This window comes from Flavobacterium ardleyense (assembly GCF_042686085.1).
In the GTDB taxonomy this organism is placed as follows: Bacteria; Bacteroidota; Bacteroidia; order Flavobacteriales; family Flavobacteriaceae; genus Flavobacterium; species Flavobacterium ardleyense.
Genome location: NZ_JBHUOL010000012.1, coordinates 488,526 through 502,156, shown reverse-complemented (window position 1 = coordinate 502,156; position 13,631 = coordinate 488,526). Strand labels below are relative to the sequence as shown.

The 13,631-nt window shown below is 31.7% G+C and carries 12 protein-coding genes; 7 read left to right on the top strand and 5 right to left on the bottom strand.

The window, feature by feature from the left end; all coding sequences use genetic code 11:
- Positions 1 to 3 precede the first annotated feature (3 nt).
- Positions 4 to 2,625: a DEAD/DEAH box helicase family protein gene (locus ACFSX9_RS07955; protein WP_379806420.1), complete on the bottom strand. Its 2,622-nt coding sequence runs from the start codon at positions 2,623 to 2,625 to the stop codon at positions 4 to 6.
- 156 nt (positions 2,626 to 2,781) lie between these two features.
- Between ACFSX9_RS07955 and tnpA the strand changes: the two genes are divergently transcribed.
- Together tnpA and ACFSX9_RS07945 are read left to right on the top strand one after the other, a co-directional pair.
- Complete coding sequence (gene tnpA, locus ACFSX9_RS07950; protein ID WP_379806418.1) at positions 2,782 to 3,240, top strand: IS200/IS605 family transposase; 459 nt, start codon at positions 2,782 to 2,784, stop codon at positions 3,238 to 3,240.
- A 245-nt stretch (positions 3,241 to 3,485) separates the two neighbouring features.
- A complete protein-coding gene (locus tag ACFSX9_RS07945; RefSeq protein ID WP_379806416.1) occupies positions 3,486 to 5,036 on the top strand; it encodes a serine hydrolase in 1,551 nt (516 codons plus the stop codon).
- A gap of 127 nt (positions 5,037 to 5,163) precedes the next feature.
- Here ACFSX9_RS07945 and ACFSX9_RS07940 read toward each other — a convergent pair whose 3' ends face one another.
- On the bottom strand, positions 5,164 to 7,065 hold the full coding sequence (locus tag ACFSX9_RS07940) for a hypothetical protein (RefSeq protein WP_379806414.1): 1,902 nt from the start codon (positions 7,063 to 7,065) through the stop codon (positions 5,164 to 5,166).
- Positions 7,066 to 7,072: 7 nt separating this feature from the next.
- Positions 7,073 to 7,705: a hypothetical protein gene (locus ACFSX9_RS07935; RefSeq protein ID WP_379806412.1), complete on the bottom strand. Its 633-nt coding sequence runs from the start codon at positions 7,703 to 7,705 to the stop codon at positions 7,073 to 7,075.
- A 102-nt stretch (positions 7,706 to 7,807) separates the two neighbouring features.
- On the opposite strand from ACFSX9_RS07935, the gene hemB reads away from it, so the two are divergent.
- Both hemB and ACFSX9_RS07925 read left to right on the top strand, forming a co-directional pair.
- Positions 7,808 to 8,800 (top strand): porphobilinogen synthase, encoded by a 993-nt coding sequence (gene hemB / locus ACFSX9_RS07930; RefSeq protein ID WP_379806410.1) that lies wholly within the window; start codon positions 7,808 to 7,810, stop codon positions 8,798 to 8,800.
- Positions 8,801 to 8,857: 57 nt separating this feature from the next.
- The gene (locus ACFSX9_RS07925; protein WP_379806408.1) at positions 8,858 to 9,277 is read left to right on the top strand and encodes a c-type cytochrome; all 420 of its coding nucleotides are present in this window, start codon (positions 8,858 to 8,860) and stop codon (positions 9,275 to 9,277) included.
- A 4-nt stretch (positions 9,278 to 9,281) separates the two neighbouring features.
- Here ACFSX9_RS07925 and ACFSX9_RS07920 read toward each other — a convergent pair whose 3' ends face one another.
- Together ACFSX9_RS07920 and ACFSX9_RS07915 are read right to left on the bottom strand one after the other, a co-directional pair.
- A complete protein-coding gene (locus ACFSX9_RS07920) occupies positions 9,282 to 9,968 on the bottom strand; it encodes a response regulator transcription factor (RefSeq protein WP_379806406.1) in 687 nt (228 codons plus the stop codon).
- Complete coding sequence (locus ACFSX9_RS07915) at positions 9,961 to 11,229, bottom strand: sensor histidine kinase (protein ID WP_379806404.1); 1,269 nt, start codon at positions 11,227 to 11,229, stop codon at positions 9,961 to 9,963. Before ACFSX9_RS07915 ends, ACFSX9_RS07920 begins: the two co-directional genes overlap by 8 nt.
- Before the next feature lie 146 nt (positions 11,230 to 11,375).
- Between ACFSX9_RS07915 and ACFSX9_RS07910 the strand changes: the two genes are divergently transcribed.
- From ACFSX9_RS07910 to ACFSX9_RS07900, 3 genes are all read left to right on the top strand, one after another.
- Complete coding sequence (locus ACFSX9_RS07910) at positions 11,376 to 11,855, top strand: DUF1573 domain-containing protein (RefSeq protein WP_379806402.1); 480 nt, start codon at positions 11,376 to 11,378, stop codon at positions 11,853 to 11,855.
- 72 nt (positions 11,856 to 11,927) lie between these two features.
- Positions 11,928 to 12,401 carry a methylated-DNA--[protein]-cysteine S-methyltransferase gene (locus ACFSX9_RS07905; RefSeq protein WP_379806400.1) on the top strand — a complete coding sequence of 158 codons (474 nt, stop codon included), beginning with the start codon at positions 11,928 to 11,930 and terminating at the stop codon, positions 12,399 to 12,401.
- Positions 12,402 to 12,461: 60 nt separating this feature from the next.
- On the top strand, positions 12,462 to 13,622 hold the full coding sequence (locus ACFSX9_RS07900; protein WP_379806398.1) for a serine hydrolase domain-containing protein: 1,161 nt from the start codon (positions 12,462 to 12,464) through the stop codon (positions 13,620 to 13,622).
- Positions 13,623 to 13,631: the final 9 nt, after the last annotated feature.

Sequence of the window (13,631 nt, the reverse complement as noted above, 5' to 3'; positions counted from 1 at the left end):
TAATTAATTCCAAATTACTGCTTTTTTTGTAGTTTTCTTAAAGGAATTGCTCAAATGCATTAATCGAGCTTTCAACAATATTTTACGTCCTTCAAGATGTCTTGTATAAATAAATTCAGATTCTCCAACGTACTGCTTCCAGTTCTTTTCAAATATTGCACAGTTTTTCTTTTTATCACCAAAGATTTGAGGAACCGAGTAAAAATTCTGAATGTCAAATTCCTTTTTGAACAAATTGGCCTTTAGAATCAGATACCTTGGGGTTTTTATTGGTTCAATAATTTCTTGAATAGCGTTAATAAAAATAGTGCTTTCAAAATCATTCGTCCCTTTTATACTAATTATCATATCGCCTTTTGGCAACACTTCGGTCTTAACAAAAATATTTTCTTTTTTTGTAGTAATCAGATTAATTTCAATTAAAGATTCTTTTAAAGCCTCTCCTATTTTTGATAAATTCTTAAAAATAAAACCAAATTGAATATAGTTTTTCAACACTTTATAAGTCTTATATCCGAATGCCAAACCAAATGCAGTTAAAACTGTATAGACAAAAGAAATAATCCCTTTAGATAGTAAAACATTTAAATTTTTAATCAAAACTTCAGGAATAAAAAACGACAATCCCACACCTAGTTCAAGGAAACTATATTTTACAACATCATGAAATTTTTGCTGTTTTTGGAGATTATAAGGTTTGTCGTTTTCATAATACTGCTTAATTTCGCGCGAAAGCGTAGTTCCATGCAAAATCGCACTCTTCCATCTCATCGATAAATCACTTCTTAATTCAGATTGATTCAGTGCATCCGTATTTAAATCGGTAATAGAAATATCAATATATTTCTCAGGCAATTCTAATCGTTCTATCCCACTTTCAATGTAGGTTTTCTCAGATTTCGAAATACCCACGAATGCATCAAATCTTCTTCTTAAGGTTTCGATATCTTTACCACCTTTCAAATCGGTTTTATCAATACAGACTAAATGCCAAATATTCCCAGTCTTATTCAAATTATTTCGTTGGGACCGAATTGCTCTTCCTCTCATTTGGTTAGAAGAAACAAAAGACCCAACGAAAGATGCTAGTACTAAAGTATTAATTGACGGTGCATCCCAACCTTCGCCTAACAAAGCTTTTGTACCAATCAATTTTGTAATATATCCATGTTCGAACATCTTCGTAATTGTATCAACCAATTTTGAAACGGCTGTTTTTGATGAAATAAACACAAACTCAGGAGCAGATATTAAAGGGATAAAAGAATAATTTTCAAACGTATCAAAAAGCGAAAACAACTCAATTTTAGAATGGTGAATTACAACGACAGTTCCTGTTAATACGGCAAGATTTTCACTTTTGTCAACCTGAGTTCTTAAATAATGGAAAATAGGCATTACTCCTAATCTATTGATTGAAGATATATTTTCTATCTCAAGAAATTCTTTTTTAATATAATCTGTAAGAACCACGGCACGCAATTCATCTTTTAGCAAATCTTCTTCGTGCTTGATAATTTCAACAATACTTTTTAATTTAGAAGGACTATTTGACAGCGAGCGATATAAAACAGCATCGCCAATTAAATCTATTTTGCTTTTATCAAAAATATTAATCTTTCTTACTTGCGGCTCCAACTTGTGTAAAACACTTTCATTTTTTTCAAGAATTTCCCTATCAGTAACTAAAAGATTTTGAAGCAGTATTGAAGCCCAGTTTAAATCAAAAACGGGAATATCTATCTTGTCTTTTACATTAAAACCTAGGATTTCTAACAATTCAAATTTTATTTCTTTACCAACGCTTTTTAAAAAAATTAACAAGGCTGAAAAATATTCAGGATTAGCATATATTTGATCAAGTGTATTATTGGTATGCATTACAAAACGGTGACATTCAATAAATTTTATAAATTCCTCATCAGCAGAAAGACTGTCAATAAAATCAGCTATTTTACCTCTAAAATCCGCAATGAAATTAATCTCTAAATCATTTGGCTCCGAAAAAAACACATAATCTTGATGCGGACATAAATCGCCTTCTTTAACTAAATCTGGAACAGCAATTTCATCATCAACTGTGCCACAAAGTCTAAAATACTTTGACACTTCTAATGGATCACTATCGTATGGCGGTGTCGCGGTAAGTGCAATTACGGTTAATTTATCTCTTTCTTTTAACTCAAATAAACATTTCCACCATTCGTTTTTCAAATGATGTGCTTCATCAAGCATTAATACTTCAATCTTATGCTTTTTAAAGTAGTTGAAATAATCTTCCTTATTTTCAAATTTCTTGTAAAAAGAATGCAACGATTGATAAGTCGAAAAAGTAATAGCTTTAGGTTGATTTAGGTCGAAAGAAAAATCATCAAATTGTGCATCATTTACAAAGAATGATTGCAATCTATCTTCCCACTGATTGCGTATCGTTAATGTTGGCGATAAAACTAATATTTTCTTTCCAACTTGCTTCATAATTTCGATACCTAAAATCGTTTTCCCAGAACCAGGAGGAGCAATAACATGAAGGTGATTATCATCGATATGTTTTAAAAAATTATTTAAAAAATTCTGCTGATAACTTCTCCAAGTAAACTTAAATTCTAATTTTTTAAATAGCATAAACAAAATCAGTGGTTGAAAAACAAAAATAGAATTTAATTTTGAATAATCGGTTTGAACTTAGGCACCAACTTAAGAAGGCAATTAACACAAAATTAATTATCTTAGCGCTTCTAAAAAATAGAATTAAACGACTAGCGTGATTTCATATTTGTTATGGCAAATACCTATTCTCAATTATATATTCAAATTGTTTTCGCTGTAAAGGGAAGGCAAAATCTAATTTCCAGTTTATGGAAAGACGAATTATTCAAATATATAACTGGAATCGTAAATAACGAAGGACAAAAATTAATTGCCATTAATGGAATGCCTGATCATATTCATATTTTGATAGGAATAAAACCAAACAAAGCATTATCAGATTTAGTTAGAGATATAAAAGCAAATTCATCTCGCTTTATTAATGAAAAAGGATGGATAAACGGGAAATTTGAATGGCAAACCGGATTTGGAGCATTTTCATATAGCCATTCTAGTCTGACCAATGTGATTAATTATATTAAAAATCAAGAAGAACATCACAGAGCAAAATCATTTAATGACGAATATGTCGAATTTTTGAAATTATTTGATGTAGATTTCAACAAAGATTATTTATTTGACGAAATTTAAATGATGATTATGCCGCTCCTATGGAGCTACTAAAAAAAATCGATCTATCTAGAAATATAACGCTCCGCTGGAGCTAAAACAAAGCAACGTTTATAACTAAATACTAATTGGAAATTTATTAAAAAAAACAGAAAACTAACACACTGCGTAATAAACACCAGAGGTGTGACATATTTATAGCACCAGTAGGTGCAAAATTTTAAAAACATAACAAACACCAGAGGTGTGACATATTTATAACAACCATGAAAGCAAAGTTCTCGTTCTTACTACTCCTAGTTTCCTTCTTGTCTTTTTCTCAAATTGAAGAAAGTAAATTGGATGATTTAATTCAAAACACTTTAAAAACTTTCGATGTTCCAGGAATGTCTGTTGGAATTATGAAGGATGGAAAAGTAGTTTATTCCAAAGGATTTGGTGTTAGATCGCTTACTACAAACCAAGCAATGACGGATGAAACACTGGTTGGAATTGCATCCAACTCAAAAGGTTTTACAGGAACTGCATTGGCAATCTTAGCCGATGAAGGAAAATTAAATTTCGATGATAAAGTTTCTAAATATATTCCTGAATTTCAAATGCACGATGCTTACGTTTCGCAAGAAGTAACTATCAAGGATTTGATTACGCACAGAGCTGGATTGGGTTTAGGACAAGGCGATTTAATGTTTTTTCCTGAAGGTGGAAATCTAACGGTAAATGATATTATTCATAATGTAAGATACTTGAAACCTGAAAATTCGTACAGAAATACATTAGACTATAATAATATTATGTTTATAGTTGCTGGAGAAGTAATTCACAGAGTTTCTGGATTGACTTGGGCAGAATTTATAGAACAAAGAATTATGCAACCTGTGGGTATGACTTCGAGTTATGGAAGTTATAACCGAGCAAAAGTCGCCAATGTTGGCAATATTATTGATGCGCACGCGCCTGTTGATGGAAAAGTTGTTGCTGTGCCACACGATTGGAATGAAACTGGAAACGCAGCTGGTGGAATCATCAGTAACATTAAGGATATGAATATTTGGGCCGAATTCTTAATGAATGGTTTTACTACAAAAGAAGGAAAGAAATTAGTTACGGACAAGCAGATTTTTCAATTATGGAATCTTCAAATTGCTACACCAGTTGCTATGAAAAACCCATACGATTCGAACTTTAATGGTTACGGGTTGGGTTGGTTTTTAACCGATGTAAAAGGTCATAAACAAGTTTATCATACCGGAGGATTAATAGGAACAGTGACTCAATTCACTTTAATTCCAGATATGAAATTAGGAATTGTAGTTTTGACGAATCAACAAAGTGGCGCTGCATTTAGTGCGATTACTAATACGATAAAAGATGCTTATTTAGGTCTTGAAGATAGAGATTGGTTGAAGAATTTCAGCGAAAGAATGGCAAAAGTTAATGCCAAATATGATAAAGAAAAACAAGACGTTTTTGCTAAATCTGATGCTTTCAAAAAAGAGAAGAAGAGCCAAATAATAAGTGAACAAATCACAGGAACTTATACTGATTTATGGTTTGGTGATGTTGCAATTGCGATGGATGGAAAAACATTGCGTTTGAATTGTACGAATTCGCCACGATTAAAAGGAGAACTAATTCCTTATTCACCAAATGTTATGGTGATTAAATGGGATGATAGAAGTTACGATGCTGATGCCTTTGTATATTTTCAAATGGATGAAAACGGGAAAGCACAAGGCATGAAGTTAAAACCAATTTCTGGTGTAACTGATTTTAGTTTCGACTTCGAAGATTTAGATTTACAGAAAAAGAAATAATATATTGAAAAGCAGGTAATAAAACTCTCGCTTCTCATTGCGAACCATATTCAAAGTTCATCAGGATTAGGTCTGAACAAAAAAACTCCGCTATGCAAGTAGCGGAGTTTTTTTGTACAGACTTTTCTTAATCTAAGTAATTAAACAAATCTAAAGCTTGCAAAACAATGTTCTTATCCGAATAATTAGAGTTCATTTCCAGTTCTAATTTCATCTTATTGCCTTTCAGTTTTTTTGAAGATTTCAATTCAATATTTTTAAATTGGTTACTCATTTGTAAAAGCTTTTCCGTTTCATTTCCAAGATCGTTATTCGTCATCATACTTTTAATAAAACGTTGCATGTCAAGATTTCCGTATAGCGAATTTTTTGACAATTGCTTTTGCATTTGCTTGGCGTATTTAGATTTAGAACCGTTATTCAGGTAATTTAAACCATTTGTGATTACAAAAACATCGCCATCTTTAATCAAAGCAATTGTCCCTAATTCTGTAGCTTCTTTTATAATGTAATAGTTATTTTTCTTTTCAAATTCATTTTTTCTAACTCCTAAATCTAATAGTTTATTTAGCATTGTAGGATGAGAAGAGGTCATTACCATTGAAAACACTGGTCGGGTTTTTATGATTGTCTTTTCTTCATTAATTTCCTCATAATCTTCATCATAGGTAGTTGAAGTGTATGTATGTTCATATTGTTCAACGCTGTGTAAAAACATGGACAAATCGCCATCAAAAAGTGTAGCAACTGCTTCCTCATCCACAATCGTTGTGATTAAATCTATAGCAATAGCAGCATCTTCTTTTTCAAAAGGCATACCAGCCATCATTTGCTCTGTCAATTCTGGATAACTTTTTAAAGCATCTTTTGTGCTAAAATGATAGGACATAAAAGCCAAAGGATTTTCTTTAGGAAAATAGTTGAAAATATTCTTATTTGGTTTTCTTGAGATTATCTTTTGCATAACAGACGCTAACGCTTCGGAATATTCAATAGTCTGTTCCGCTCTTGCTTTATCATTTTCGAAGAAGATATCTAAGCTCATTCCTTTTATCATGTTTGCAGCAACAGACGGATTTTCTTTAATAGAAAAAATGTATTTAAACATAGATACGAAAGAATTAATTCTCTCATAAGCATTTTGATAATTAACCCATGCCGCAATATCAGCGTTTGGATTAATTTTAGTTGAAGTTGGAAATTCGAAACCATTTTCAAATAAAAGTGCTATTTGCTCTTCCTGTATTACTTGCTTTTTCTTTCGCTCTGCTATTGACTCCAAACGATTTTGCTCCTCTAATTGCTTATAATATTCTTCATTATCATAATCTTCTTCATATTCTTCTTCATATTCTTCTTCTTCCCAGGTTGCTTCTTGAGCTTCAATCGCAACAACGTCTTGAACTGTAACTTCTTCGACGGCATGTTGTTCATAAACTTCAACGGCGTACTCGCTATTGTCCACTGGCGCTACTTCATCAATGTACTCTTCGTCATATTCTTCATCATAATAAGTACTGTCTGCCGCGGTTTCGTAATTCGCTATACCTGCATAATTATAGCTCGGAAAGCTCTCATATATAATAAAGTTACTGTCGTTCCATGCAAAAGTATTGTCAATTTCTTTAGGTGAGTAAACAGAGTAATTTGCATAGGTTTTAATGGAATCAGCAATAGAATCCAAACTTGATAAGTTGCTTGCATCAACCTTACTTTGTATGTAGCTATGCAATCCTTTTACATCTTTAATATGAAACGTTATTTGGTAATAAGAAATACTATCTGAAAAATTCCCGTTTATTACAACAGATTTCGATTCATCGAGATAAGAAATGAACTCGTTAAGCTTTACATTAGACGAATCACTAGTGAAACTTTTAAATACTTTATGTTCTAAAACTTTGTCAATGCTAACTTTCTTTGAAAACTGAGGCGTGTTGAAATGTATAAAATAATCATACTTTTCCTGATTTCCTTGACTAAATAAAAGTGCAGGAAATAAAAATAAAAAATAAAAAATCTTTTTCATAATTGAATTAAGGATTGAAACTTATGGAATTATTCATCAGTGTATTGTTGTTTAAAACATTCCATATGTTTTGTTTTAAAAAAACTGTTTTTTTAGATTTTGAAAGTTTACTTTTAGCATTTTCAACCATTGCAACATCTTTATCAAAGATGTAAACTGCAGTAATCGTTGCTTTTAATAAGTCTTCTTTCTTATCTTCTTTCTTTACTAAATCCTTTGGTAAAGGATAAGAAGCTAAACGCTCAAACTTGCCATTATTATTTTTAAAATGAACTAAATTACTTTTCTTGTCGATAGAATTTAAAACTGTATTTAAAGTCTCTAAAGAGTTATACGAAAAATTAATTTTAAAAACATACGAGCTAAAATCATAGGATGTGGATATTTTAGACACTCCTTTAATTTTAGACGCTTCTGTTCTAAATTGTGCTAGTTTTGATTTAATTTCTTCTTCACTCGGAATGCTAACGCCGTCCACTTCTTGTAACAAAATAGCAGTTTTCATCTTTAACCAAGAGTCTGAAAAATCCACAATCAAACTATAGTCACCACTTTGATCACTGTTGTGTTTTATTTTTTCTGTTATTGCAAAGCAGCTGGTTAAAAGGAATGAGATACTTAAAATAATTAGTTTCTTCATACCGCAAAAATAAGATTATTTTTAGAGATTTTGCATTTATCTAAAGAAAAGAAATTGATGAAAAATTAGTAACTTTGCACTTAAATTCTTGAATAAAAAATTATGTTCCCATTACACAGAGGCAGAAGATTAAGAGTAAACGAATCGATTAGAAGTTTAGTTCGTGAAACTAGTTTAAGTCCGGCCGATTTTATGTTTCCGATGTTTATTGCTGAGGGTGAAAACTACAAATCTGAAATCCCATCAATGCCTGGTATTTTCCGTCGTTCGGTTGATTTAACGGTGGAAGAAGTAAAAGAACTTTTCGCATTAGGCATTCGCGCTGTAAATATCTATGTAAAAGTAAGCGAATCTTTAAAAGACAATACTGGAAAAGAAGCTTGGAATCCAGATGGACTAATGCAAAGAGCTATAAAAGAAATTAAAAAAGCATGTCCTGAAATGATTGTTATGCCAGATGTGGCTTTAGATCCCTATTCTATTTTCGGTCATGATGGAATAATTGCAAAAGGCACTGTTGCAAATGACGAAACAAATGACGCCTTAGTTAAAATGGCTGTTTCTCATGCCGAGGCTGGAGCTGATTTTGTAGCGCCAAGTGACATGATGGATGGTAGAGTATTGCGTTTGCGCCAAGGTTTAGATGCTGCAGGATATGAAAATGTTGGAATTATGAGTTATTCTGCAAAATATGCTTCTGCATTTTACGGTCCATTTCGTGATGCTTTAGACAGCGCGCCAGTTGATAATGCAGCAATTCCTCAGGATAAAAAAACCTATCAAATGGATTATGCCAACCGTCTTGAAGCTATAAAAGAAGCTTTATGGGATGTGGAGGAAGGTGCCGATATGGTAATGGTAAAACCTGGAATTGCATATTTAGATATCGTACGCGAGGTAAAAAATGCAGTAAATGTTCCTGTTACAGTTTTTCACGTTTCTGGTGAATATGCAATGATTAAGGCTGCAGCCGAAAGAGGTTGGTTAGACCACGACAAAATTATGATGGAACAATTAATGTGTATCAAAAGAGCCGGAGCAAGTTTAATTTCGACTTATTTTGCTAAAGAAGCGGCAATTTTATTGACCAAATAAATTTTAACAATAAAAATAAATTTGTAACTTTATCGAATATTTAAATTTTTTAATACTATGAAAACCATATTAAAATCATTAGCCGTTATTGCTTTAGCATTTAGTTTAACTAATTGTGGTGAAAAGAAAGAAACGGATGCAATGGGAAATCCAACTGACGCAACTCCAGAAGTAGTTGTAGAAACTGAAAACGCCGAAGACGCACAATTAGCTCTTGGAGCAGAACTTTTCAAAGGAAAAGGGACTTGTATTGCTTGTCATAAAGCAGCAGAAAAAACAGTTGGTCCTTCAATGAAAGAAATTGCAACAATTTACAAAGAAAAAGGTGCAAGTATTGCAAAATTCATCAACGAAGAAGGAGAGCCATTAGTAGATGCTGCTCAATATGAAGTTATGAAAGCAAATTTCGTAATCACAAAAGCAATGACTCAAGAAGAAAGAGATGCATTAGATGCTTACATGATGAGTTTTCAATAAGAAATTATTCGACCACTAATCTAAAGCCCACGCGAGGAATGTTTTCAATCCTTACGTGGGTTTCTTCTTTTATAATTTTTCGTAATCTGGAGATAAAAACATCCAAACTTCTGCCCAAAAAATAGTCATCACTTCCCCACAATTCTAAAAGAATTTTTTCTCTTTTTAAAACGGAATTGGGATTGTCTAAAAACATTTTAAGTAGCGATGCTTCTCGCTCCGTTAAGGTAATATTTTGTTTATCTGATTTTAAAAGATAATTTTCGGGCTCAAAATAAAAGCTGCCAAAAGTATATTGTTTTTGCGTAGAATTATCGCTCGATTTTTGGCTTCTATTCAAGAAAATCTCGATTTTTAAAATCAATTCTTCAATGGAATAAGGTTTAACCAAATAATCATCAGCGCCTAACTTCAAACCTTTAATTCGATCTTCCTTCATGGTTTTCGCAGAAAGAAAAATAATAGGAATTTCTTGATTGCGTTTTCTGATTTCAGTTGCAATCTCAAAACCATCCATATCCGGAAGCATAATATCTAAAACACACAAATCAAAAGATTCCTTGCAAAACAACTGAAAAGCTTCCTTTCCGTTACCGCAATGCACCACCTCAAAATGCTGTTCTAAATTATCCGCCGTTAAAAACGCTAAAGTTTCATCATCTTCTACATATAAAATTCTCTTTTTACTCATAATCGTTTTTATTTATTTGAATGGAAACCGTAATTCCCTTTTCTACATTATTTTTAACAGATACTTTCCATTTGTGCCATTCGCAAACACGCTTCACATAGGACAAACCTATTCCAAAGCCTTCAACGTCTTGATTGTCTAAGCGTGTGACTCTATAAAATTTATCAAAAACAAATGGCAAATCATTCGCAGGAATTCCAACACCATTATCAGCCAAATTAAGTTGTAAACCTCTCTTGTTTTCCTCTGCTGCAATTGAAATTATGGCTTTTATATCAGCGTATTTAACAGCATTATCCACAATATTATACAACATATTATAAAAATGAAATTCATCAGCTTTTATAACGTAATTTCTCTCTAAAATCATCTGAACGACAATTTCCTTTTGATGTTTTAGTAAAATGTTTTCTTTGACTAAATCAAGTATTGCCATCAAATCCAACTTAGTTTTATCAATCATAACTTGATTGTGATCTGTCTTAGCAAAATACAAAATCTGTTCTATATGCTGATTTAATTTATTACTTTGATTAATAATAATTTGTATGTATTTTGATAGTTTGGGATTCTCCTTAATTTCATTTTGCGAATTGGCATAATTAGAAGCAATAAGAATTGAAGCTAGCGGCGTTTTAAATTCATGCGTCATATTATTAATGAAATCTTTCTGTAAATCAGTATATCTTTTTTGTTGTAACATTAAAAAAACTGAATACACATAAATAATCAGCACAAAAAACAAAACTGCTGTAAAACCCCAATACTGGCTTAAACTCTTGAAATATGTTTGTTTAATATAAGGAAAACGAATGGCGAAATAATACGTTAGATCCGCGTTTTTCGGGAAACAATTTACACAGGTCTTAGATTTTTCTCCTTTAAATGAAACGTAATTTCCGTAAACCATAGATTCCGAAGTACAATCATAAATTGCATACTCAAAATCTAACTCAAGCTTTACTCTTTCGAATTCCGTTTTTAAATAATGCTCTAGTATTTGATTTTCGAAATCATCATTAACATTGACAATAAAATAATTTTCACTTACCTTTTTAATAAGATTAGTAGTTGGCAATTCTGTTTTGTTGTCTCTATATATACGTTCCACCACATCTTGCAACGCAAAATGAATTTTATCCTCTACATCCTTCTTCTCGAAGACATAAGCTTGGTTTAGCAGAAAGATTTGCATAAAGATTACGCCTACAATCGCCAGCAAACCAAGGAAAATAACAGTCTTAAATTTATTAAACTTCATAATTACAACGATATTACAAAAAAAAGAAAGGTAAAAAAGAGTTGTTAACAAGTCATTAACAATCATTAAAATGTAATTAACAACAACTTTTATTTCTTTACCTACATTTGTCAAACAAAAATAAAACAACTAAAACATTATAAGTTATGAAATCAATTAAATTATCGATTGTAGCTTTATTAATTGCTTCGGCATCATTTGCACAAGTTAAAGATATGAAGGTTGTTGAAACAGCAAAAGTAGCTAATACTCCTGTTCCAGCAGTAAATACTCCAAAACAATCTGCAATTAAATGGGCAGAAGAAATGCACGATTTTGGTGATATTGAAAAAGGAAAACCAGTTACTTATGAATTTAATTTCGTAAACAATACTAAGGAAACAATTTTAATTACAAGCGTAAGACCTGCATGTGGTTGTACTGCTGCAAATTATACAAAAACACCTGTTAAACCTGGGGAAAAAGGAATGGTTGCTGCAACTTTTGATGCAAAATCTGCTTCTCCTTTCCAAAAAACAGTTACTGTAATGACAAATGAAGGCGGAGTAGAATCTGTTAAAACATTGTCTTTCAAAGGAAAAGTTATCGATACTGCAACTGAACAAAAAGCAGATATCAGATCATAATATTATTAATTCAACTTTTTTACATCTCAAAAAACCATCTGTTTATTCAGGTGGTTTTTTTATTTTTATAAAATGGAAACAGCGGTTATAAAAACGCCTTTAGGCTATGCCCAAATCACTGGCGATGTAAATGGAATTTCAAAAATTGAAATTGTAGATGAAGCTACTACAATCACTACAGTGTTTCCAGATGTGTTAAAAGAAGCAGTTTTACAACTTCAAGATTATTTTGAAGGAAAAAGAACTTCCTTTTCATTTCTAATGAATCTATCAGGAACTGAATTTCAAAAAAGAGTTTGGCAGGAATTACTAGATATACCTTATGGTAAAACATGCTCATATTTAGAACTTTCAAAAAAACTGGGCGATGTAAAAGCTATTCGAGCAGTAGCTGCTGCGAATGGCAAAAATCCATTATGGATTGTAATTCCATGCCATCGTGTAATTGGCTCTGATGGTTCATTAACCGGATATGCAGGCGGAATTTGGCGAAAGAAATGGTTAATAGATCATGAAAATCCTGTAAAACAAGAAAGTTTATTTTAATTGCTTGAAATCCTTAGAACTTTTAACTAATTTTATAGAACAATTATATAATTCTAAAAAATGAGATTTCTTCTAAAGTTCTTAAAATGGTTTGCTATTACTATAGTAAGTATCATTATCTTAATGTACATTTTTGATGTGGATTATATACTTCGTGCTGTAAACACAGTTTATTTAAAAGGTCATACTACTGCTTTTTTAGAAGACTATAAATATTTTCCAAATCGAGAAATCAAAAAAGGAACGGCTCAACCTTGGGCAATTGCTCAAGATTACAATCAAATTCACGCTACTGAAGAATTAAATAAAACCCATAAAAAACTAAAATCAGTTGCTTATCTAATTATTAAAAATGATAGCATTTGGCATGAAAGTTATTATAATGGATTCGATAAAGATTCTAAAAGCAATTCGTTTTCAATGTCTAAAAGCATTATTACAATGGCGTTAGGAAAAGCCATAACGGAAGGAAAAATAAAAAGTTTAGATCAAAAAGTAACTGACTTCTTTCCTGAATTAAAAGGGGAATTTGCTAAAGAAGTTACTGTTGGCGATTTATCCTCAATGGCTTCAGGAATGAACTGGGATGAAAAATATTATAGTCCCTTTTCAATCGTTACTCGTGCCTATTTTCATGATCAATTGAGAGAAGTTATTCTAAACCTAGAAATAAACGAAAAACCTGGCAAATCATTTAAATACTCAAGCGGTGATACGCAGTTATTAGCCATGTGTATTGAAAAAGCTACGGGCGAGTATGTTTCTGATTATGTTTCAAAAAATTTCTGGCAACCAATGGGTGCTGAACATGAAGCACTTTGGCAATTAGATCACGAAACTGACGGAATTGAAAAGGCATTTTGTTGTATTGCAAGTAATGCTAGAGACTTTGCGCGTTTCGGTAAATTATATTTAAATGATGGAAAATGGAACGGAAAACAACTTTTAGATAGTGCTTTTGTGCAAAAATGTACCACACCTAGATTTGCTGAAAGCCCACAATATGGATATGGTTGGTGGATGCACACCATAAATAATAAAAAATTATATTATATGCGAGGTCACATAGGACAATTTGTAATTGTAATCCCAGAAGATGATTTAATTATCGTTAGGTTAGGCCATTTAAAAGGCGTTCAAACCGATACAGATCCGCATAGCAACGACTTGTATACTTATGTGGAAGAAGCGTATAAAATGTTAGACCAAAAGAAAAAATAATATCAATTG